The sequence below is a fragment of the Gilvimarinus sp. 1_MG-2023 genome (assembly GCF_030548285.1).
Window position 1 is genome coordinate 35,639 of the sequence record NZ_JAUOSC010000013.1, and the last position, 22,550, is coordinate 58,188.

Below are 22,550 nucleotides of genomic sequence, written 5' to 3' on the forward strand. Positions count from 1 at the left end.
CAAAACGTAAATTGAGCGTCAATAAAAATTAAAGAGAGTCGGTCGCTTTTAAACCGATGTCGAGCGTTTCCAGGTACTCGGTAGGTTTGCTGCCGTCGTAGGTAATACCGTCGATAAAGTCTGGCTGTGGGCCTTTAAAGCCGGTCTCGCTCGCAAAGTCCGGGAATTGCTCCGCACTGATTTCGCCCTCTTTAATGAGCGAATGAGCGGCTTGTTGATAAAGGTCAGGGCGATAGACTTTTTGGGCGGTTTCGAAGTACCAGTTGTCGTCTTTATGCTCGGCAATTTGACCCCAGCGACGCATTTGGGTGAGATACCAAATCGCGTCAGAGTAATAAGGGTAGGTGGCGTTGTAGCGGAAGAATACATTGAAATCGGGCACGGAGCGTTTGTCACCTTTTTCGTATTCAAAAGTGCCGGTCATAGAGTTGGCAATGACTTCCGCATCTGCCCCGACATAGTAGGGTTTAGACAGAATTTTTACCGCCTCAGGACGGTTGGCGTTGTTGTTCTCATCCAACCATTTGGCCGCATGGATTAACGCTTTGGTCAGCCTGATTGTGGTGTTGGGGTACTTCTCGGCAAATTCAGCGGTAATGCCAAACACTTTTTCCGGATTGTTTTTCCAAATCTCATAGTCGGTGATAACCGGAACGCCAATACCTTTAAAAACAGCTTGCTGGTTCCAAGGTTCACCCACACAGTAGCCGTAAATAGTGCCGGCTTCCATGGTGGAAGGCATCTGTGGAGGAGGTGTCACGCTGAGCAAAGCATCCGCCTGTAATTGTCCGGAAGTATCCCCTTTGTGTGGGGCGTAAAATCCAGGATGAATACCGCCGGCCGCTAACCAGTAGCGCAACTCATAATTGTGGGTGGATACGGGAAAAACCATTCCCAAATTAAACGGCTTGCCCTCCTGTTGGTATTTTTCTACCACCGGCTTTAGCGCATCGGCCTTAATTGGGTGGACGGGTTTGCCGTCAGCTTGTTTGGGGATATGTGGTTTCATCTGCTCCCATATGGTATTGGAAACGGTTATGCCGTTGCCGTTTAAATCCATTGAGAAGGGGGTAATGATATGAGCTTTGGTGCCATAGCCAATGGTTGCCGCTAAGGGTTGTCCCGCCAGCATATGGGCGCCGTCAAGCTCGCCAGTGATGACTCGATCCAACAACACTTTCCAGTTTGCTTGCGCTTCCAGTTCAACAAAAAGCCCTTCGTCCTCAAAGTATCCGTTCTCTAACGCGATTGCTAATGGCGCCATATCGGTCAGTTTAATAAAGCCGAACTTAAGGTCTTCCTTTTCTGGCTCTCCCAGTGCCATGGCATGCACAGAGGCAGATAAAACTGCGACGCCAAGAATGATGTTCTTCAAAGGTGTAAGCCAGTGCCCTATGCTTATTAAATATGTCTTTTTTACCAGTCGATTTTCCATCGTTAATCTCCTAATTCCCAAGGGTGTTTAATTTAATTCGTTACTAGCACGGCAACGGTAGCGCTTAATGCTCCGTTACTTTTTAAGTTGTTTGCATCGGCCTCGCGCTAAAGAATTTGTCGTTTATTTTGAAAAATGTTTCATCAAAGTTCAGGTCGATAGTTTCAAAGGCCGTGCCAAAACTGGAATTGCCCAAAACCGTGCAGTGTTGACGTTTAATGACATAGGGTTTAGGGCGTAATACACTCTTATGCACACTTGTGGCTCATTGAAAAAATTGCGATGCATAAAAAAGTATCCTTGCTGTGCATTTTTTTGTGGTGGTTTTGGTGGTGTGTTGGTGCAATTGGTGTGCGCGGAGGTTCATTACGGTGCGCAAAGTGAGAGGTTTCCAATGCAATTTGCCGTCAACGGCTATACTTCAAAGAAGTCATGGAGGTTGGGCAATGAAGGAAAAACAACTGCAGCGCTTAGTTAGTTTGACGGGAAGGCTCTTGATTGGTCCGCTGATAGCCTTGGCTATTACCGGTTGCAGCAGCGCTGGCTCACGGATTTCTGCCAACCTGGCCCCGGCGCCGCAGCCGCTGATTGATACGGCCCTTTCTGGGCAAATCTTAGGCGTTGATGTGCAAGGGGTTTATGTTGAAGTTGAGAAGCCATTGTTAAAGCTCACACCGGCGATGCAGCGTTTTGCGGAGCGAAGTGTGGCAGGAAGTAGGTATCAAGACCAAAAAGTGGAGGCTCTGCATAAGGCGCTGCTGCTGCCGGAATCTGCCGGTGGCATGGGTATTCGTTATCAAAGTTCCGCGACCCATAGCCCTAGGGACTCTTTTCGCCTGCGCGAAGCCAACTGTTTGAGCTTTTCGCTTCTGTTTGCTAGCTTGGCCCGACATGTCGGTTTAGATGCGAAGATAAATGATGTCACCATTCCACCAGCCTGGAATCTGTCGAATGACAGGGTTCAACTGATACGCCATGTAAACACTCGTGTGGACCTGAAGTTTAATCGTGACGACATGATTGTCGATCTGGATATGGAGAGCTATCGCAGCTACTACCCCCAAAGAACAATTGACGACAATATCGCGGTCGCTCAGTTTTATAATAATCGGGCGATGGTATTACCAGCGAGCCGCGAAACCTTGGCAAAGCGTTTTGTCTATTTGAGACGAGCATTAACGCTCGCACCTAAACAAAGCTATCTGTGGAATAATTTGGCGGCTTTGTACTCGAGTGAAGGACATACTGAACTGGCCGAAGCGCTCTACCTAAGAGCTCTGGAGCTCAATGCCGAGGATCTTACCGCCATCATGAACTTAAGCCAGCTTTATTTGTATGCAGGGCAACTCTCACAGCACCGCCACTTGTCGGATCTTGCCAATCTGTATCGGGATAGAAACCCTTATTATCAGTACCTAATTGCCTCCGAGCTGTTTGAGGATGAGTCCTATGAACAGGCGGCGCTTAAAATTGAAGCTGCGATTCGGAGTCAGCCCAATGAAAAGCGTTTTTACCGATTGGCCGCGGATATTTACCAAAATCTGGGAGATGAAGACAAACACCGCCAGGCGATTAGTCAGTTGTAGCCAATATTTTGCTTAATAGGTCACCCCCCGTGTAACAGAGCAAAGAATGGTTCAGGCATTGTTTGAGCGGGAAGTGCCGTTTGGTCATGACCGAGGAGCAAACGCAACGACAGCATCTAAACATGCGGAGGCGTTAATAAAGGTACTTGTGAATAATATGGTGGCGCGGCGCAAAGGCTCGGATCATCCCCCGCTCTGGATGGCTTTGTGCTGTCATCCTGCGCAGACCAATTAATGCTAAAGTAGTGTTCATGACGACCCCACCGATCACAACCTCTTCTCGCACTATTGAGCAGCCCAGTCAGGAGGCTCTCATTGCCGCTATTCATGCCGGCGTGGCGAAGTATTTTGCCGAGTGCCGGGCACGCGTGCCCAGTTTTGTAAGTCGACACTTTTGCTATCCTGGCGCCTGGCGTACCAATCGTCATGGTTTGGGGTGGGATATGCTGCGCTCGCCTCTCAATCTTTTGTGGGTGCCATTTTACTTGGCGGCGCACTTGCTTGCCTGGGGCCTAGATAAACTCAGTTTACGACAACCGGCAAGGTTATTGCGTCACTGTCCTGTGGGGCTGCGTACCCGGATTCAGCAGTACCTTATGGCCTGTGCCGAGCGCGACCTGCTATTGCGCGACCGCGACGATGGCGAATCTGGCAGTAGTCGGCTGCGCGAGTGCATTGTTGAAGCGATAGTTGAGGCTGAGCACTTGGACTCGCTGCCGGATGAACAAGAAGCTTTGTTGGAAAAAAGCCTGAATGATGCATTGGCGCAATACGCTTTAACCCGTACCGCCAATGCGGATATTAGCAATACAATTATTGCCACCATCGCAGGTGCATTTACCTTGCAAAAATTCACTCCGGGCGGTATTGCCATCGGCTTTGCACTGGCCGGTTTTTTGGCCAACCGCCTGGCGGCTTGGAACTTCTTTCTAGGTCAGGGCGTGGGGCAGTGGTACTACGCCCTGTTTCCGGTTACGCCGGGTATCGAATTGGTTGTGCTGTCTACTTTGGGTGTAATGTTGGTGTTTGCGGTCTTGGCCTGCTTTTCCGGGCTGTTATCCGATCCGGTACAGGCGCTATTGGGCATTCATCAGCGCCGGCTCTATCGAATGCTCGATGCTTTGGAACGCGATATTAAAGCCAGTACCAGCGGCAGCTTCCGCCCCAAAGATGCCTATCTGGCTCGTCTAATGGATATTATTGATGCCGCGCGACAGGGGGTGGGCTAGAGTGATCTTAACGACGGTGATTTCGTACTCTTGTTATGACTGTACTCTAAGTAGGAGAGTTATATGGTTTTACTAAAGGCTAAGGGGTTAAGTTTGCTCGTTTGGCTGGTTGTGTGTTTTGCCGCGGCTTTTATCGGCGGCTTAGCGTCAGTGAATGCGGGTGCGTTCTATGGCGAGTTGCGCCAGCCGGCTTGGGCGCCGCCGGGGTATGTGTTTGGGCCGGTGTGGACCTTACTTTACGCGCTGATGGCGGTTGCCATCTGGCGTGTGTGGGTGCGCGCCCCCGCACTGCGCCAACCGGCAGTATGGCTATTTTTGTTGCAGTTGTCCGTTAATGCGCTGTGGAGCTGGCTGTTTTTTGCCTGGCAGTTGGGGGCGGCCGCCTTGTTGGATATTGTTGTGCTATTGAGTTTGCTTGTTGCTACGGTGTGGCAGTTTAGGCGGTTCGATAAAACTGCTGCCTGGTTGTTGGCGCCGTATGTTGGATGGGTGAGTTTTGCCGGGGTTTTAAACTACACCGTGTGGCGGCTTAACCCCGGCTTGCTCTAGTCTTTGGTTAGCAAACTATTTAGTTAATAAGGCTATAGAGGCTATGGTTGGTCTGTTTCATTGGCAGAACCTTCTGCCTGAGTGTTGGCCTCTAGGGTTCCCTCTGTTTCTGGTCTATCGTTTTCTATTAGGAGTGTATCCCAATCCTCATCCACATTAATTTCGCGCATAAATATGCCCCAAAAAGCGATAAATAAAGCAGCGATTAAGGGACCAATCACAAAACCATTAATGCCAAACAGCGCCATACCGCCCAGGGTTGAGAGCAGTACGATGTAATCGGGCAGTTTGGTGTCGCGGCCGACTAAGATGGGGCGCAGTAAGTTGTCGACCAACCCGATGACACCGGCGCCGAAGCCCACCAAAATAATCCCTTGTATGTAACTTCCTGTGGCTAAAAGGTAAATTGCCACCGGCCCCCAAATAATGGCGGCCCCTATGGCGGGTAACAAAGAGGCAAATGCCATGACAACTGCCCACAGTAGGGCGGCGGGAATGCCGAGTATCCAGAAAATAACCCCTCCTAGAGCGCCCTGAGTCATGGCGACCACAAGGTTACCTTTGACGGTGGCGCGGGTGACTTCGGCAAATTTGGCGAATAATAGGCGTTCGCGGGTGTCGCCCATGGGAAGGGCGCGCACCATTAATTCTTTGATGTTGTTGCCATCGCGTAAGAAAAAGAAGGTGAGGTAGAGCATTAAGCAGAAATCCAGTACAAATTTGAACGCGTTTGAGCCGATATCAAAGGTGTATTGGGCGATAAATTTGCCGCTGTTCATGGCTAGGTCGACGGACTGGTTTTTTAAATCAGAAAAATTAACGCCAAAGCGTTCGAACGTCTGCTGGATCGCTGGGTAAGCATTTTGAAATTGTTCGATACGCCCGGCTAGGTCAAATTCACCCGATTCTATTTTTTGATACAAGTCCGCCGCTTGTGTGACTACTGAGCTGATTAAAAATATCACCGGAATAATCACAATCACCAAACACATGGTCAGGGTAATGAGTGCTTGGCTATTGGGGCGGTGATTAAGCCCTTTCAATAGACGCGTCTGGATGGGGTGGAAAATAATCGCCAGAGCGCAGGCCCAAAAAATGGGGCCAAAAAAAGGCTGCAATATCCAGAGAAAAGCGGCCGATACGATCAGCAGTAGCGCGAGAAACGACTTAATTTCCAGATTCTTTTTAAGTTCTGACATATCCTTACCCAGAGTCGATAAAAGGGCATCATAAGGCAGTGGCGGGGCGAAGGCCACCCCGACCATCAAGGCAGCATTGCCCGTTATGCTGCGCTGGTTCGCATCCGCTCCAAATAGCCGCGAACTTTGCCCATAAGGCTGCGGTTCGTACTCGGCTCAGGGGTCGGATCGGTGCTGGCCTCGACTTTATGGCGACTCAACAAGGCAGGCTTGTCTTGCAGGGATTGACGGTGTTTGAGCGCTGAGTTGATGCTGTCGTACAGCATACGGCGCGATAAAGGCATAGGCAGTACCCGAAACACCTGGGCGCGGTTAATCAGCTTAATAAGATGGTTGGTGTCGGAAAAGGCGGTCACCACCAGAACAACTAGCTCGGGGCGGCGCTGTTTCATTAGAGCCAAGGCTTCGGAAATGTCCCCTTCGGGTAAAATGAGATCAGTCAGTAAGATCGCTTTGGGGTGTTTAATCAATAGCTCCATCGCATCGTTGACAGTGGTGGCGTAACCGACTCGATACTCGGGATTCTCCTTGGCAATAAGCTGGGCCATGGCTTTCTTGCTGTGCAGCACCACAATGTCGCCGGCATTCGGTTTGGCTTTTGCGGGCTCAGCAATGGCCTGTTTTGTTTCCCGGGCGATGGCCACGGCTTCGTCCAGGGTTTTGCGCAATTCGATCAGGTGCCAGGGTTTTTGTATGTAGCGGAAGATTTCGCCATCGTTAATAGAGCCGACGATGCTGGCAAGCTCGGCGTAGCCTGTAAGCAGAATGCGAACTGTGCCGGGGGATATATCCCGTGCACCGCGCAATACTTCTACTCCGGTCATCATTGGCATGCGCTGGTCCGAGATGATGACATCGACCGCGTGGTTTTTTAATAGCTCCAATGCGTCGCGGCCGTCGCTTGAGGTAAGCACGTTATAGTCGCGTCGAAAGGCCATCTCCATCGTCCTTAAAATACGACTTTCGTCGTCGACAAACAATAAGGTGGGCTTAGCTGCCGTCATATTGGCTCCTCCGTGGATTGCGAGCTTTGCGTTTTAGGTAAGCGGATGACAAATTCAGTGCCTTTGCCCTCAACCGAGCGCACATTGATGACGCCCTTGTGCTGTTGAATGATCTGGTAGGAAATCGACAACCCCAGACCAGTGCCTTCCCCCACTTTTTTGGTGGTAAAAAAGGGATCAAAAATCTTTTTGCGCACGGCCTCTGGCATGCCGCGCCCATTGTCGAGAATATGAATATCGACGCAGTCATTGCGCACGCGTGTTTTAACTTTAATTTTGCCCCAGTTGTCGATGGCCTGGGCGGCGTTGGTAAGAATGTTGAGCAGAACCTGATTGATTTGCGAGGATACGCACTCGATCACAGTGCCGTCTTGGTAGTCTTTTATCACCTGCGCTTTTTGTTTAATGATATTGCGGCCAATATTTAGAGCGCTATCGATGCAGTCATTGAGATCGACCTCTGACATTTTAATATGATCAATGCGGGCAAAGTTTTTCAGGTTGCCCACCAGCTCCCCGATTTGATCCAGTCCGTGCAGGCTGTCGGCTACCAGTGTGCGCAAATCCTCAATCATACCTTGATCAACCGTCTCGTTGATGCTTGCGGCGTTGACGCTAATGGCCTGAGTGATGGTCTCGTCGTTTGGCTCATCGGCGAGAAGGGCGGCTACCAGCGCTTGGTTGCTTTGGGTCAATTGCTCAATGTGTTCTTGCAAGCTTGCCGCCAGTTCTACATTGGATTGCACATAACCCAGTGGCGTATTTATCTCGTGCGCAACGCCGGCGACCATCTGACCGAGCGAGGCCATTTTTTCCGATTGAATCAAATGAGCTTGCGACGATTTAAGACGATGGTTGGCCGTTTGTAGGGCGCGGTTGCGTATCTCGGCGCGCTTTTCAAGCAGCTCCAACAGCGACAGAACCATTCCCATGCCGTAGTACTGGTTTTCGCCGGTGATGATCACAAAGTCTTCGGTGATAGGGTTGTCGATGTGGGCGTGAACATAGCGGCTGGCCTCTTCGATATCGGTATTGATGTCAATGAGCAGCGGCTCTTTGTTCATAAAGTCACCCACCGGCCGGGAGCCGTAAATTTCGCGTCCGTAGGACTGCAAAAATATCCGCATAATCGCATAGCGGGAAATGGTGCCGGCTACCTGACCCGCAGTGACCACGGGCAGACACAGCAGTGCCCGATAATCTTCCGACTAAAACAGGTCGGCAACATCTTTAATGCGTGTTTGCGGGGTTAGCGGCTCAACGGATACGGCTAGGTCGCGAACCCGTTGGTAGGAGACGGCAATGTTCATTTTCAATCCTTAAAATGATCTCTAATAGGCAATACACGCTCGCTGTAGTGGGTGTATCTCTGTGAGCATCAATGCCGAAATATTGAGCAGTGTGAAGGCTCAATATGACAGGCAAGTGAATGCTCTCTGGCAAAGCCACTGTAGTGCAGGATTGGCGCATGAGGTGATGCATTTGCTCTGCATTGGTGCGGGGTTTTGGTGTCAACGCTGACTAGATTGAGCGGGAAATCCGCCAATCACTTGCAAGTTATTAAGAGGTAAGAAAAAAAGTACAGTGGCACGCAAAATGCGTTAAAGCGAGAGCAAAATCATAATTGCACCATCGTATAACACACGGTGGTACAACCGGCGTCAAAAAACCAAGCCGGCCATGAGAAAAACTAAGAGAATGCCCATGAAGAATGTACTGTCCCCACTGCTCAGCGCTGTGTTGCTGCTGTGTGTTTGTCCTGCGCTGGCGGCTGACTCGGTCGCCTCGCAAACCTCCGTTGATACTGTCTGGATTATTGTTGCTGCCGCTCTCGTGTTTTTTATGCAAGCGGGTTTTGCCTTGCTTGAAAGTGGTATGTCGCGCGCCAAAAATACAGTTAATGTCATAATGAAAAACTACGCAGATGTCTGTGTAGGTTCGTTGGTGTTTTGTCTGGTTGGGTTTGGCCTGATGTTTGGTGCTAACCCAACAGGTTTTTGGGGGACCGACCACTTCTTGTTAAACCCTGACTTGGAGTGGGACTGGTCGGTCGTATTGTTTCAGGCCATGTTTGCCGCCACAGCTGCAACCATAGCCAGCGGTACTATGGCTGAGCGAACCCGGTTTAATGCTTACTTAGTAGCCGCCTGTGTGGTGATGGGATTTCTCTATCCGGTATTTGGCAGTTGGGCGTGGGGCAGTGCCTTTGAGGGAACCGGCTGGCTCGCCGAGCTCGGCTTTATTGACTTTGCCGGGTCAACGGTCGTGCATTCGCTGGGTGCCTGGGTTGCGCTTGCGGGGGCTTTAGTGGTGGGGCCGCGAATCGGTCGCTTTGACAGCGAAGGGCGTGTGCACCGAATTCCGGGCCATAACTTAAGCTATGTGGCCATGGGCGGCTTTATTCTCTGGTTTGGTTGGTTTGGCTTTAATGGGGGGAGTACTTTAGGGGCGGATGTTTCTATTGGCCTAATTAATCTAAATACTCATTTGGCCGCCTGTGCCGGGGCCGCCGGGGCGCTATTAGCTTGTGCGCTGGGGCGTAAACCCATATTGGTGGAGCAGGTGGTAAACGGCTCGATAGGTGGCTTGGTCAGTATCACTGCCGGTTGCGCCACTATGGACCCATTGTTTGCGGTTGTGACCGGGTTGATAGCAGGCTTAGTGGTGGTGTATGGATCTCGTTTATTGTTAAAAATGCGAGTTGACGATGTGGTGGGGGCGATCCCTGTGCATGGTTTTGCCGGTGCCTGGGGCACCATTGCCGCCGGTTTGTTTTATGCCGAAGATATGCTTTCAATAGAGTTAGTGATTGTACAGTGCATAGGAGTACTGACCTGCTTCTTGTGGGCCTTTGTAGGATCTTTAATTATCTACGGATTGGTTAATTGGGTGATGCCGCTGCGGGCCGAGCCTTTGCATGAGCAGCGCGGCTTAGATATTACTGAGCATGCTGAGCTGGGGTATCCTGAGTTTACTAAAGGCAACGCTTATAACGAGAAAACACTGGAGGTGCTCGAACGATGAGTGCCACCCCAGTGCAAATACAAAAGCGGCGCATTGTTTACACGGCTTTGTCTGGTTTTTTGCAGGGCGAAGAACTGGCTAAAGCGTTTCAGTTGTGGGAGCAACAGTACGCTGATAAGCCGGTTTTTGCCCTGAATGAGTATGTGGGTAAGTTATCGATGTTGGCTAGCAATTTGGGTCCGCGCAAAGAAGTCATCCGCGCCTTATTAAACCTCAGCCAAGATCCGAGCTCACAGACACTTTTGCCAGACCCCGCACCCTCAATCGGTGTGATGAAAGATTTGTCGGTTCGCGAAAGTGCCCCACGCGAGTATCCCGAGCGGTTAGATAAAGTGTTTGAGCATTTTTTAGTGGCGCTAGAAACGGTTATGCCCAGTAATATTTTTTTGCAATTTCGGTTAAATTTTTTGGTTCGTTTGGCCGACATGCCGTTAAACCCCGCCTTGAAAACACGCCTGCGGAGTTGGTTTGATAGCGATGGTGCGAGCAAGTCGTTTTCGGTGGTATGCGCCTCGCCTGAAATTCGGCGCGTGGTGAATCAGCTCTATGTGGTGATGTGTGAGTTGTTCGGCCCGGTACAGGCAGATGATATGTTGGAGCGCAGTGTCGAGTGGCTCGAGCGCTACCACCCCAATTGTGTGCGAGATATTCGGCGTTTCTTATAGCTTGTGCTGGCGTTCATTGTTGCAACAGTTAACGCCGGTGAGCTAACTCAAAGGCCCCCTAAGTGGCGCCAGCCAAGTTGATCGAGTCTTTGGTTGATGGCACTTTTTATGCCTTGTGCGTCCAGTCCCTGGCTGGCTAATTGGTCGGCTTGGCTGGCGTGGCCGACAAACTCATCGGCCAAGCCGAGTTGTAACACCGATGTCGTGTTTTGCTGGCTGTGCAAATATTCGGTGACTGCGGAGCCCGCTCCACCGGCGATGGCGTTCTCCTCCAGTGTTACCAGTAGGTTATGGTCGCGGGCTAGCTGATCGATCAATTCAGTATCAAGCGGTTTCACAAAACGCATATCGCACAGGGTTAAGCCCAGCTCGGCGGCGACTTTTTGCGCGCAAGTGGCCAAGGTGCCAAAACATAGTAGCGCGGCGCTGGTGCCCTGTCGCTTGATAATGCCCTTGCCAATTGGCAGGGCGTTCATGGCTTGTTCAATTGCAGTGCCGGCACCGCGCCCTCGGGGGTAGCGCACCGCGCTTGGCCCCTGGTGCTGGAAGCAGGTGTACAGCAGTTGTCGGCACTCGTTTTCGTCCGAAGGCGTGGCGAGTACCATATTGGGAATGCAGCGTAAAAAAGAGATATCAAAACTGCCGGCGTGGGTGGCGCCGTCTTCACCGACCAAGCCCGCTCGGTCAATGGCAAAGGTGACATCTAACTGTTGCAGGGCAACGTCGTGAATTAATTGGTCGTAAGCACGCTGTAAGAAAGTAGAGTAAATTGCCACTACCGGCTTTTGGCCTTCACAGGCTAAGCCTGCCGCTAGGGTTACCGCATGCTGCTCTGCAATAGCGACATCGTAGAAGCGTTCTGCGTATTGCTCGGCAAACTCCACCATGCCGGAGCCTTCACACATGGCCGGGGTGATGCCCACCAAGCGCGGTTCCACCGCCGCCATATCGCACAGCCACTGGCCAAATACAGCTTGAAACTTGGGCCGGTTGGGGACGGGTTTTTTCGGTGCGGGTTCGAGCTTGTTCAGTGCATGGTAGCCGACCGGGTCTAGCTCGGCGGGCTCGAAACCTTTGCCTTTTTGGGTGATAAGGTGCAACAGTTTTGGGCCTTTGACACTGCGCAGATTGCGTAAATAGCGCACAAGAGATGGCAGGTCGTGACCGTCGATGGGACCGATGTAATTAAACCCCAGCTCTTCGAATAAAGTGCCCGGTGAGACAAACCCTTTAAAGTGCTCCTCGGTGCGCCGGGCAAACTCCCACGCCGATGGAATTTTGGTGAGCACTTGCTTGCTACCCTCGCGCAGAGAGTTGTAAAACTTACTGCCCCAAATCTTAGATAAATACGTGGCCAGACCGCCGACATTGGGCGAGATCGACATATTGTTGTCATTGAGAATGACCAGTAGGTCAGCATCGGTGTGGGCGGCGTGGTTGAGCGCCTCAAAGGCCATGCCGGCGGTCATGGCGCCATCGCCGATTATCGCAGCACATTTGCGCTCTCCCCCGGCCAGCGCCATACCTAAGGCCGCACTGATAGAGGTGCTGGAGTGGCCCACCCCAAAGGTGTCGTATTCGCTCTCTTCGCGCTTGGGAAAGCCGGATAGGCCGCCCTCTTGGCGCATGGTGAGCAACTGCTCACGGCGGCCGGTGAGGATTTTATGGGGATAGGTTTGGTGGCCCACATCCCACACGAGGCGGTCTTCGGGGGTGTTGTAAATGTAATGCAGAGCAATGGTCAGCTCGACCACGCCGAGGCCAGCACCAAAATGCCCGCCGGTTTGCCCGACGCTGTACAAAAGAAAGGCGCGCAACTCTTCTGCCAGTTTGGGCAGCTCTTTTTCGGTGAGCTCACGCAAATCAGCGGGGGAGTCGATGCGGTCAAGCAACGGTGTTGCCGGGCGCGTTTGAGGTATTTCGTTCAGCATTTGGGTACGTCGGTTATCGCAAACGTGCCATTGTAGGCGCCACTAGTGTTCACGCTCAACCACATATTGCGCAATTAGGTGTAAAGCTTGGGTGTTGCCCGGTAACTGGGTGAGACTGGAGAGCGCTTCTTGTTGCAGTTCGCGGGCTTTTTCTTGAGCCGCTTCCAGCCCCAGCAGCGAGACATAAGTAGGCTTGTTGCGAGCTTGATCCGCACCTTGTTGTTTGCCTAGTGTTTGAGTGTCGGAGGTGATGTCGAGAATGTCGTCTTGCACCTGAAAGGCCAGCCCCAGTGCGCGACTGTAGCGAGCCAAAGCCGCTAAGTGAGCATGAGTGGCTGCACCCAACTGAGCACCCATGGCGACGCTGGCGTCAATGAGTGCACCGGTCTTGCAGCGGTGCATATGCTCAAGCTGAGCCAGAGTCAGGGTTTGGTTGACGGCGGCCAAATCGATGGCTTGCCCCAGTACCATACCGCGCGCGCCAGCACTTTGGGCGAGGGTTTGGATTAAGCTGATGCGGGTAGTCGCGCTGACCTCGGGGGCTTGAGCCAGTAATTCAAAAGCCAGCGTTTGCAGAGCGTCGCCGGTGAGAATAGCGGTCGCCTCATCGAAAGCAATGTGGCAGGTTGGTTTGCCGCGGCGTAAGTCGTCATCGTCCATAGCGGGCAGATCGTCGTGCACCAAGCTGTAAGCGTGAATCGCTTCAATGGCGCAGGCCAAGTGGTCGAGAGCGGAGTGGTCTCGCTCGGCGCTGACGGCATAAAAACCGGCAAATACCAACAGTGGGCGAATACGTTTACCGCCGCCGGCCAAGGCGTAGTGCATGGCGTCGCTGAGGGGGTTGTCGCGAGTTGTGGGGATGGCTTGGGTGAGAGCCCGATCAATACGCGCTCGAACCGCCTTTGAAAAGTCTGCGTAGGCGGACATTATAGTGTTTCCGGCTGGTCAAAATCGTTGAGGGTTAATTCGCCATTTTGCTCAAGCAGCAGTTTTACCTGTGTTTCGGCATCGGTTAGGCGCTGTTGGCATTCGCGGGTTAGTTTTATGCCTTGCTCAAAAGCTTTCAGTGATTGCTCCAGTGATAGCTCGCCGGACTCCATTTGGCTGACAATGCTTTCTAGCTCTTGTAGAGAAGTCTCCAGCTCGACTTTTTTTTTGGTTGCGGGCATAACTAAACCTGTTACTTGGGGGATTGCGTCCTTAATGTTAAGGGCTTGTGGCCGATAAGTAGGGTGTATCCCATGAATGTGGGCTTATTATAACGCTTTTAGAGCTGTTTTTTATTTTTACTGTCGACAGTGGTTTGCGGCTAGAATAGATGGTAAGTATGTCAATATATCCAGAGGCCGTTAAGGAGTAAGGTGTGGATTTAGCAACACTAATTGGGCTGTTGGGGGCCCTCGCCCTGATCGTCACCGCGATGTTTATGTCGGGCGAAGTCGGTATGTTCGTCAATGCCCCGTCTCTGGTGATTGTGGTCGGGGGGAGTATCTTTGCGGTGATGGCCAAATATGGTTTGGGCCAGTTTTTAAGTGCGTTTAAAGTCGCCGGAAAAAGCTTTAGCAATAAGCTGGACGATCCGTTGGATATGATCGATGAAATCGTCGATCTGGCCGATGCGGCACGTAAAGGTGGCTTGTTATCGCTGGAAGGCAAAGAGGTGACCAACGGCTTTCTGCAAAAGGGCATTCAATTGCTGGTGGATGGTCACGACCCCGATGTGGTGCGTACGATGCTATCTAAAGATCGTTCGCTCGCGGAAAAACGCCACACCTTGGGCTCTTCAATTTTCGCCTCCATGGGGGACGTGGCGCCGGCCATGGGGATGATCGGGACGCTGATCGGTCTGGTGGCTATGCTGGCGAATATGGATGACCCGAAGGCGATTGGCCCGGCCATGGCCGTGGCTTTGCTGACCACTCTTTACGGTGCCGTCATTGCCAATGCCATTGCCCTGCCCATAGCCGATAAGTTAAAGCTGCGCGCGACGGAAGAGTATTTGATTAAAAGTATGATCATCGACGGTTTGCTGGCTATTCAAAATGGCCAGAACCCACGGGTGATCGACACTATTTTGCGCACCTATTTGCCGGAGCGTAAACGCGAAGTCGCCGATGCGGCGGAGTAGCGGGAGTAGCGACAATGGATGAAGAAGAGAACGAATGCGAATGTCCCCCCGGCCTCCCGGCTTGGTTGGCGACCTTTGGCGATCTAATGTCGCTGCTGATGTGCTTTTTCGTACTGCTGCTTTCATTTTCCGAGATGGACGCGATGAAATTTCGCCGCCTGGCGGGCTCTCTTGCCCAGGCGTTTGGGGTCCAAGCTCAGATTAACGTCAACGAAATACCCAAAGGCACCAGCATCATTGCCCAGGAGTTTAGTCCGGGCAAGCCCGACCCGACCCCGATCACCGAGATTTATCAGCGCACCCAAGACATTACCAAAATGAGTCTGGAGGTGCGCGACGCCGAAGAGTACGACATTGAGCGCGGTGAGCCCAATGTCGATGACAGCGCCAAAGACCGGCTGCAAAAAATCATCGAGGGCTTGGTAGAGCAAACCCGCCAAGACGCTGCGGAGCTGGCCAGTAAGCTGGAAGAGCAAATCGCTAACGGTGAACTTGAGATCGAAACCGAAGGCCGACAAATTATTATTCGCATCCGTGAGAAAGGTTCATTTGAGTCGGGCTCGGCTCGCCTAGCGCCTGATTATTACGACGTTATCGACGAAATTCGCGCTGTATTGATGCTGAAGCCTGGGCGCATTCAAGTCCAGGGACACACGGATAGCGTGCCCATTAGCTCGTCGCAATTTCGCTCTAATTGGGATTTATCCGCTATGCGGGCCGCCTCGGTGGCATCGCAGTTAATGCGCGGTGGTTATTTACAACCTGGGCGCTTTGAGGTGTCCGGATTTGCCGACGTTAGACCGCTGGCGGCTAACGACAGCGCCGCAAGCCGAGCTCGCAATCGCCGGGTGGAAATTGTGATTCGGCAAGGTCTGCAGGCGGAGCTGGCGCCGCAAGATATGGAGCTGCTGCAAGAGGAAGGGGATGACATTATCCGAAATCTGGATATAGAACCCCAGTACTTATTCGACCTGGATCCGGAGGAGGTATTCTAAAGTGTGCCGAGGATTTTGTGAGACATATCCTACAAATGCTAGTGACAATGGCGCCTTTTTTTATTCCCTCGACCTTGCCATAATTTAACCAAGGACTAAGACATATGGACGTGAGGCAAGGAGTAGACGGATCTCGCCATCAATGAGCCCAAGGCTGGACTCCATCCTGCAGAACCCTACAACAGGCCCCCTTGTTGTAGGGTTTTTCTTTTCTGGGGCCGATAAGTGCCGGTTTATCTTGTCGTTTGCTAAGGTGGTATGGAGCCGTAGAGGTAGATTTCCCCGCAACCCGCCCAGAGTATGGTTAAATAGAACGACTAAAAAATCACAATAAAAAGCCGGTGTTATGCATAGCGCAGCGCCGGCTTTTTTGTGGTTGTCCGTTTTATAACTGCACGATGGGGTTTTGTGAGACAAACATCCAATCCAGATGAGTCGACTTCGCGCTGGTCAGTGCTGATTATGGTCTGTTTGGGTGCTTTTATTGCCCCGCTGGGCATGGCCTCTGTCAATGTGGCGATACCAGCCTTGGCCGAAGAGCTGTCGGCCAATGGTATTTTGGTCAGCTGGATTCCCACCGCCGTCTTGGTGGCCAATATCGTCTGCATGCTACCCGCTGGTAAGCTGGCCGACATTTGGGGCAGAAAGCGTGTTTTTCAGTTGGGCATAGTAATTAATGCTCTCGCCGGCATCAGCGCTTTTTTTGCTACTGATATGTTGTGGTTGCTCGCCATGAGATTTATGCAGGGCACCGGCTCGGCGATGATCTTCGCGACCAGTATGGCCATGCTAATCTCAGTTTTTCCGTCTCACCGTCGAGGTTTGCCTCTGGGGTTAAACGCCGCCTGTATCTACTTAGGTTTAACGCTGGCGCCCGCTTTAGGGGGATGGGTTACCCAGTTTTGGGGGTGGCGCTATGTGTTCTTAATGCCTTTGCCGCTGGTTGCGGTGGTACTGGCACTGTCGTATTGGCGCGTTACTGATGAATGGCGCGAGGCCAGTGGAGGGCGTTTCGATTGGCCGGGCGCTTTACTGTTGGCGGCGTGGGCGGTGACATTAGTATTAGGCTTTACTCATCTGCCGAGCTGGCAAGGCATAGCGACCTTGTTAGCATCGGTGCTGTTTTTTACTGGATTTGTGGTATTACAAGTGCGCTCTAAAGCGCCGCTGATTCGTGTGCAAATGTTCACAGAGTCCAAGTTCTTTTCCCTGTCATTAGTGGCAGCGGTGTTGATGTACGCCTCCAGTTACCCATTGGGTTTTTTGCTCAGCCTGTATTTACAATATGTACTTGGGTTGAGTGCGGCCAATGCCGGGCAGGTTATGCTCTCGCAGGCTTTAGCTATGGCCTGCGTGGCACCATTTGCGGGTAAATTGGCCGATTTTATCTCGGCGCGAATATTAACCTCAGTGGGTTGCGTGATGACATTGCTAGGCTTGTACCTGCTGCATCGACTACAGCTCGGAAGTACGGCTATCTATATCAGCGTGGCACTGGCGTTAGTCGGGGTCGGGTTTGGTTTTTTCTCCAGTCCCAATAATCACGCGGCGATGCAGGCGGTGAGTGCCTCCGAGGCAGGCGTCGCCTCGGCGACGTTAAATTTGGCACGGGTTAGCGGCAATTTGGTCGGGATGAGTTTGGTTAACTTAATCGTTTATTCGTATATTGGCGAGCGGACCTTGAGTAAAGCGCTCGCGCAGCCGATATTGTCGACTTTTTTGCAGGCTCTGGAGTTATCCATGACGTTTGTCGCTTTGGCGCTGTTGGTCTCAATTATGCGGGGGCGACTGTCGGAGGAAAGCTCGAGGTAGGTGCGCTCGGTCGGAACAGGTAGAACATGAGATAATCGATTTTAAATACTCAAGCTGAGGCAGAGATGGCCCAATCGTATCAAGCGCTGGCTCAGGCGTGTCGTTATCTTTATGAAGAAAAACGCAGTACTTTTACTGCTATCCTTACGCCGGTAGAAAGCCGTGAGGATGCCATGGCAGTGCTGAATAAAATAAGGCAAGCCCACCCAGGGGCCAGCCACTATTGCTGGGCGTATATCGTCGGTAGCGCCCAGCAGCCCAAATTAGTCGCCTTTAGCGACGATGGCGAGCCCTCGGGTACAGCCGGAAAACCCATTTTAAATGTGCTAACTCATCGCCAGGTGGGCAACTGTTTGGCTGTTGTGGTGCGCACTTTTGGTGGAGTAAAGTTAGGGGCGGGTGGTTTAGTGCGAGCTTACGGCGCCAGTGTTTCCCAAGCGGTTGACATCGCAACACTGCGTCAGGTGGTACCGCAGCAATCGTTAAAAATTGACGCACCTTTCGCGTATGAGCAAAAAATTCGCCTAGCGCTTAATGAACAGCAAGCCACATTAGAAGACGTTGCCTATGCTGAAGGTGTCAGTCTTAGTGTTTGCCTGGCTGAAGATCGCGTGGCCGCGCTTATCGATCATATACGATTATTGACCTCCGGTCAGGCGAGTGTGGATCAGTCCCCCGAGGGTAATACTTAATTGAGTCGGTAGTCTTTGCGACGGGTGATTAAAGGGCTCTTAATTGAGTAGGCAACTCGAGCAAAACACGGTACATTTGACACACTAGCGTCACAGTTATTCGACACAGTAGTGTGTATGGCGAGTTTGTCAGGTCTTTTGCCAATCCTGCATCACATCCGTGGTGAAAACGACAGGAGGTGCCCATGGACGAGAGGATATTGCGGCTTAATATTGCCGGGCAGCCGATAGAATGGCTGCATTGGCAGGACGCGGTTTGCCTCTATGCTCGTGACTTGGTGGCTTGGAGTTTAGGCGGCCCGGTTCGCAACGTGGTGGGCGGTTACGCCCGCTGTAGTCATCTTCGTTCACAAATTACCTTGCCAGCCATTATTGCCTGCGGCGGAAGTCGCATTGCTCGTTATCGGCACATTCCCCCCTTAACCAACCGCGCACTGTTCGCCCGCGATGACCACTTGTGTTTATACTGTGGTAAGACCTTTACCACAGGTTTGCTGTCGCGCGATCATGTCCACCCTCTCAGTCGTGGTGGTAAAGATATTTGGCAAAATGTGGTTTCGGCCTGCAAACGTTGCAATCAACGTAAGAGCAATCATTTGTTGCAGGATATTGATATGCAGCTATTAGCCTTGCCATTTCGCCCTAATATTGCTGAGTATCTAGCTTTGACCAACTCAGAGCGGATTCGCGGTGATCAGATGGAATTTCTTCGTCCGCAGTTTTCAGAAAATCGCCAGTGGCATTGAGAAAATTAAGGTAAAATGTTCTGCATGCTGGTGTGATAAATAATAATTCAACGATCGAGGTAAATTTATGGCGCAGATGTCTCGTCGCCAATGCTTGGCTGGGCTAGGCTCCATATTTGCAAGTAGTGTCTTGGCGGGTGGGGCGCCAACTTGGGCGGTTGCCCCCAAGCCCTACCATTTTGATATTTCTTTGGCGCAATGGTCCCTTAATAAATCTTTTTTTGATAAATCCTTAAGCACGCTGGATTTTCCCGCTGTGGCTCGTACCAGCTTTGATATTGGTGCGGTGGAGTATGTGAATCAGTTTTTTATGGATAAGGCCACGGACTCTGCTTTTTTAACGGCATTGAATCAGCGCGCGGCCGATCACAATGTGAAAAGTTTGCTGATCATGGTAGACGGAGAAGGCGATTTGTCGGTGGTGGATGATAAACGTCGTCGCCAGGCGGTAAGCAACCATTATAAATGGGTCGAGGCGGCCGCACACTTAGGCTGCCATAGTATTCGGGTGAACTTACATGGTTCTGGGCGGGCCGAGGATTGGCATCGCTCTTCGGTACAGAGTTTATCTGAGTTAAGTGAGTTCTCGGCCACCATGGGAATAAAAATATTGGTGGAGAATCACGGGGGGTTTTCATCACATGGTGCCAAGCTGGCGGGCGTATTGGCACAGGTGGATTCACCGTTTTGTGGGTCTATGCCCGACTTCGGCAATTTTTGTTATCAGCGCGCCAGTGGCGACTTGTGGGATTCGCCTTGTGTAAAAGAATACGATATTTATCAAGGTATTGCCGAATTGATGCCCTATGCCGGCGCGGTGAGTGCAAAAGCGTATCGGTTTGATAGCGAAGGCAATGAATCCCAAATTAATTTTCAGCGCATCTTTAATATTATTAAAGCGGCCGATTATAGGGGCTATGTAGGCATCGAGTACGAAGGTCATGAGCTGTCAGCCGAAGATGGCATACGGGCGACCAAAAAACTGATCGAAAGGATACGGGGGGAGCTGGCTTAACAATAATGACATCAAAAATGTAGGGGGGCTGTTTGCGGCTGCCTTTATTGCTGCGTTGTAACACCTTGGTTATTTCAGAACCTTCCAGTGTGCTATTTGAGGGTGATGAAAACCGCTTTCCCGGTAAGCCCTCTCCAGCGTGCCGCTGGCTTTTAACTGTGCCAACCCCTTCTGTAGTGCGACGAAGTAGGAGTCTCCCTCGGGGTGTTTAGCGCTAACGATCCAGTGGCGACTACCGGTCAATGCCACTTTGATGCCGGGTATGGGAATCAGCCGTCCTTCGCTTTGGTTAATCGCCATATTATTACCCGGTTGAAATGGCGCTAGAGTGATATCCGCACGGTGAGCTGCCAACATTCGCACCATGGATACCCAGGTATTGGTTAAGTAGATATTGTCGAAACCCAATTGTTGCAGGGTTTGTATGTCGGTTTTCCAATGGGTGTTGCTGACGACTTTAAGAGTGGCAAGTGCTTGGCGTTCGGTGTTAAGTGCTTTTTGATTGTTATGAGCGGTATACAAGCCGACTTGAAAGTCGCCGTTTTCAATGACCGGATCTGATAATAATATATCTTTACCCAGATCGTGGGTGTCGGCTTTCCAGGTTAACGCACCAGAGCTTATAAGTTCCCCTGCCGCCACTTGGTGCAAAGTTCGCCGGTAATTTTCCTCAGGCACGATCTCTAATGGTTTGTGATATCCGCCCAAGTGCAGTGCTTGATGTAAGAGCACCAGTTCTATCACGTCTCTTCTGGCACCCTCTCCGCCATAATAATCTATCTCGGTTGGGTCGCGGCCCGCGGTGAACAGGTCGTAATCGCTTAGGATGTCAGTGGTGGCGGTTATGCGGGAGGCTTCGGCAATTAATTCAGGCGCAGCAGTAAGCAACCAAAGCGTACATAGCAGCGCTAGAGGGCGACGGCTTTGCAAGAGGGGGGTGGCCACAAATCGCCTCCGGTCATAATAGTTGAGGGTCACTCCTTAATTATAACGGACTTGCAGTTTTGTGCTGAGCTCACAGAGTTTTAATCGTAAATAACCTGCCCGCGATAAATTCTGGTTTTATGCTGCGGTTGTGCGTGGTTTGACGTGTAATCTGGGCTGGGTACCGTGTTGAGACTGACTTGTCCGCGATAGACCTTGACTTGCGATCGAGAGGCTGGCTGATCTGGGACTTTGGGGGCATTAAGGCGCTGCAACCAAGTGTCGCCAGCCATCATTAATAATTCTTTGATAAGCGCACGAGTGACATTGTCTTTGGAGTCGGGGTAGTGACTAATAAGTTCATTGAGTACCTCAGGGTTAGCCAGTTTTATACCCGGCTTGAGGCTCGATGGTGCGCGACGGCGCAGCTCTAATATTAAATCTATCATGGGCTTACTGTATTGCATTAAGGGCCTCGGGCAGTCATTTTTAGTGTATTGCAATATGAGCAGTACAAGATACAAGCAATAATGCCGCCAACAATAAAATCCACCTGTAGCGGTGCATGCCGTTGGCGATACCGTGAATCTATGCGCCTAAATGGAGCGGCTGCACTGTGGGTGGGTCAAATTAGGTGCGCAAGTGGATGTGTGCTAATCAAATGACAGATCTGCAGGTTTTATGGTGGGCGGCAGTATAGCCCAATGCTGTGTTTTATTATTAAAGAAGCCAGCTTGTCGATAAGCTCGGATAACTGTGCCCTGTTCGCGCAATGCTGAAAGCCCTTTTTGTAATGCTTGAAATAAATGTTGTCCTTGAGGGTGAGTTTGACTGACGAGCCAGTGGCGCTGGCCGGGTATATGTAAGCGTATATTCTGAACGGGAGTCAGTGTGTCCTCATCTGCCTCCATCGCCAGGTTGGCGCTGTTGGGGAAGGGCGCCGCAATGATATCGCCGCGTCCTGCCTGTAACATTCGCAGCATAGATCGCCAATCAGAGCCGTAGACAACATTGTTAAAGCCGGCAGTGGTGATGGCGTTGATGTCGGCCCGCCACTGCAGGCTGGTTATGATGGGGTGCTCGGTAATATTGGCGATGGTTAGTTGGGCCAGCTCAGGGCGGGACTCTAAATGATAGAGGCCGACGAGAAATTCACCGTCGCGGATCAAAGGCGTAGTGATGAAAAGATGTTGTTTTAAAGGTTCGAAGTCGAGGTACCACTTAGTGGTGCCAGTGCTGATAATTTGCCCTGATATTAATTGTCGTAATGAGCGACGGTAAGAAATCTCCGGGACAAAATTTATCTGACCTTCAAACCCACCAGCAGCCAGTGCTTGTTGGAATAGAATGACCTCAATGACATCGCGTCGACTGTGTGTGCCACTGTAATCTTTAACGGTAAGCGGGTTACGGCCATCTAAAAAGAGTTGATAGTCAGCCAAAATGTCATTGGCTACAGCGACATTTATTGCGTTATCGGAAACTTGCCCATGGCTAAATACGGCAAAAGCCGTTAATAAAAAAGCAAGTAGCCATCGTCCTGTGCGTTTTGCGTGTCCCTCTCGGTGTGAGGTGTATAGCAAGTGACTAAAGCCCCTCGATTGTTTGGCTATATG

At 51.4% G+C, this 22,550-nt stretch carries 21 protein-coding genes; 11 read left to right on the plus strand and 10 right to left on the minus strand.

The genetic code is table 11. From position 1 onward, the window contains the following. Positions 1 to 28: 28 nt before the first annotated feature. Entirely contained in the window at positions 29 to 1,324 is a 1,296-nt protein-coding gene (locus tag Q4563_RS13220; protein WP_303604834.1) for a CmpA/NrtA family ABC transporter substrate-binding protein, read from the minus strand. Between the two features lie 557 nt (positions 1,325 to 1,881). Between Q4563_RS13220 and Q4563_RS13225 the strand changes: the two genes are divergently transcribed. From Q4563_RS13225 to Q4563_RS13235, 3 genes are all read left to right on the plus strand, one after another. Then, on the plus strand, positions 1,882 to 3,021 hold the full coding sequence (locus Q4563_RS13225) for a hypothetical protein (protein WP_303604808.1): 1,140 nt from the start codon (positions 1,882 to 1,884) through the stop codon (positions 3,019 to 3,021). A gap of 251 nt (positions 3,022 to 3,272) precedes the next feature. Next, positions 3,273 to 4,250: a DUF6635 family protein gene (locus Q4563_RS13230; protein ID WP_215975729.1), complete on the plus strand. Its 978-nt coding sequence runs from the start codon at positions 3,273 to 3,275 to the stop codon at positions 4,248 to 4,250. A gap of 63 nt (positions 4,251 to 4,313) precedes the next feature. Further along, entirely contained in the window at positions 4,314 to 4,799 is a 486-nt protein-coding gene (locus tag Q4563_RS13235; protein WP_215975730.1) for a TspO/MBR family protein, read from the plus strand. 41 nt (positions 4,800 to 4,840) lie between these two features. On the opposite strand, the gene Q4563_RS13240 is transcribed toward Q4563_RS13235, so the two are convergent. The 3 genes from Q4563_RS13240 to Q4563_RS13250 form a co-directional block, all read right to left on the minus strand. Continuing rightward, positions 4,841 to 5,998 (minus strand): AI-2E family transporter, encoded by a 1,158-nt coding sequence (locus Q4563_RS13240; protein WP_215975731.1) that lies wholly within the window; start codon positions 5,996 to 5,998, stop codon positions 4,841 to 4,843. An 83-nt stretch (positions 5,999 to 6,081) separates the two neighbouring features. Continuing rightward, positions 6,082 to 7,002 (minus strand): response regulator, encoded by a 921-nt coding sequence (locus Q4563_RS13245; protein WP_303604809.1) that lies wholly within the window; start codon positions 7,000 to 7,002, stop codon positions 6,082 to 6,084. Further along, the gene (locus Q4563_RS13250; RefSeq protein WP_303604810.1) at positions 6,999 to 8,177 is read right to left on the minus strand and encodes a sensor histidine kinase; all 1,179 of its coding nucleotides are present in this window, start codon (positions 8,175 to 8,177) and stop codon (positions 6,999 to 7,001) included. Before Q4563_RS13250 ends, Q4563_RS13245 begins: the two co-directional genes overlap by 4 nt. A 529-nt stretch (positions 8,178 to 8,706) precedes the next feature. Here Q4563_RS13250 and Q4563_RS13255 point away from each other — a divergent pair. Continuing rightward, positions 8,707 to 10,026, plus strand: a complete 1,320-nt coding sequence (locus Q4563_RS13255) for an ammonium transporter (protein WP_215975734.1) — start codon at positions 8,707 to 8,709, stop codon at positions 10,024 to 10,026. Further along, complete coding sequence (locus Q4563_RS13260) at positions 10,023 to 10,691, plus strand: hypothetical protein (RefSeq protein ID WP_303604811.1); 669 nt, start codon at positions 10,023 to 10,025, stop codon at positions 10,689 to 10,691. Before Q4563_RS13255 ends, Q4563_RS13260 begins: the two co-directional genes overlap by 4 nt. Positions 10,692 to 10,738: 47 nt before the next feature. Here the strand turns inward: Q4563_RS13260 and dxs are convergent, their stop codons facing one another. The 3 genes from dxs to Q4563_RS13275 are packed head-to-tail and all read right to left on the minus strand — an operon-like array spanning position 10,739 to position 13,791. Continuing rightward, entirely contained in the window at positions 10,739 to 12,622 is a 1,884-nt protein-coding gene (gene dxs, locus Q4563_RS13265) for a 1-deoxy-D-xylulose-5-phosphate synthase (protein ID WP_215975736.1), read from the minus strand. 42 nt (positions 12,623 to 12,664) lie between these two features. Beyond that, on the minus strand, positions 12,665 to 13,549 hold the full coding sequence (locus tag Q4563_RS13270; RefSeq protein ID WP_303604812.1) for a polyprenyl synthetase family protein: 885 nt from the start codon (positions 13,547 to 13,549) through the stop codon (positions 12,665 to 12,667). Continuing rightward, complete coding sequence (locus Q4563_RS13275) at positions 13,549 to 13,791, minus strand: exodeoxyribonuclease VII small subunit (protein ID WP_215975738.1); 243 nt, start codon at positions 13,789 to 13,791, stop codon at positions 13,549 to 13,551. Before Q4563_RS13275 ends, Q4563_RS13270 begins: the two co-directional genes overlap by 1 nt. Before the next feature lie 194 nt (positions 13,792 to 13,985). Here Q4563_RS13275 and pomA point away from each other — a divergent pair, with 194 nt between their 5' ends. The 6 genes from pomA (at position 13,986) to Q4563_RS13305 (ending at position 20,010) form a co-directional block, all read left to right on the plus strand. Then, the gene (gene pomA, locus Q4563_RS13280) at positions 13,986 to 14,750 is read left to right on the plus strand and encodes a flagellar motor protein PomA (protein ID WP_215975739.1); all 765 of its coding nucleotides are present in this window, start codon (positions 13,986 to 13,988) and stop codon (positions 14,748 to 14,750) included. Between the two features lie 14 nt (positions 14,751 to 14,764). Continuing rightward, a complete protein-coding gene (locus Q4563_RS13285) occupies positions 14,765 to 15,745 on the plus strand; it encodes a flagellar motor protein MotB (protein WP_215975740.1) in 981 nt (326 codons plus the stop codon). A gap of 408 nt (positions 15,746 to 16,153) precedes the next feature. After that, positions 16,154 to 17,557, plus strand: coding sequence for an MFS transporter (locus tag Q4563_RS13290; protein WP_303604813.1), 1,404 nt, complete (start codon positions 16,154 to 16,156; stop codon positions 17,555 to 17,557). A 65-nt stretch (positions 17,558 to 17,622) separates the two neighbouring features. Continuing rightward, entirely contained in the window at positions 17,623 to 18,249 is a 627-nt protein-coding gene (locus tag Q4563_RS13295; protein WP_303604814.1) for an IMPACT family protein, read from the plus strand. Positions 18,250 to 18,434: 185 nt separating this feature from the next. Then, the gene (locus Q4563_RS13300; protein ID WP_215975742.1) at positions 18,435 to 18,995 is read left to right on the plus strand and encodes an HNH endonuclease; all 561 of its coding nucleotides are present in this window, start codon (positions 18,435 to 18,437) and stop codon (positions 18,993 to 18,995) included. 67 nt (positions 18,996 to 19,062) lie between these two features. After that, a complete protein-coding gene (locus Q4563_RS13305) occupies positions 19,063 to 20,010 on the plus strand; it encodes a sugar phosphate isomerase/epimerase family protein (RefSeq protein ID WP_303604815.1) in 948 nt (315 codons plus the stop codon). A 69-nt stretch (positions 20,011 to 20,079) separates the two neighbouring features. Here Q4563_RS13305 and Q4563_RS13310 read toward each other — a convergent pair whose 3' ends face one another. The 3 genes from Q4563_RS13310 to Q4563_RS13320 form a co-directional block, all read right to left on the minus strand. Next, on the minus strand, positions 20,080 to 20,955 hold the full coding sequence (locus Q4563_RS13310; protein WP_215975744.1) for a transporter substrate-binding domain-containing protein: 876 nt from the start codon (positions 20,953 to 20,955) through the stop codon (positions 20,080 to 20,082). An 80-nt stretch (positions 20,956 to 21,035) separates the two neighbouring features. Further along, entirely contained in the window at positions 21,036 to 21,401 is a 366-nt protein-coding gene (locus tag Q4563_RS13315; RefSeq protein WP_215975745.1) for a hypothetical protein, read from the minus strand. A gap of 186 nt (positions 21,402 to 21,587) precedes the next feature. Further along, positions 21,588 to 22,376, minus strand: a complete 789-nt coding sequence (locus Q4563_RS13320) for a hypothetical protein (RefSeq protein ID WP_215975746.1) — start codon at positions 22,374 to 22,376, stop codon at positions 21,588 to 21,590. Between the last annotated feature and the right edge of the window lie 174 nt (positions 22,377 to 22,550).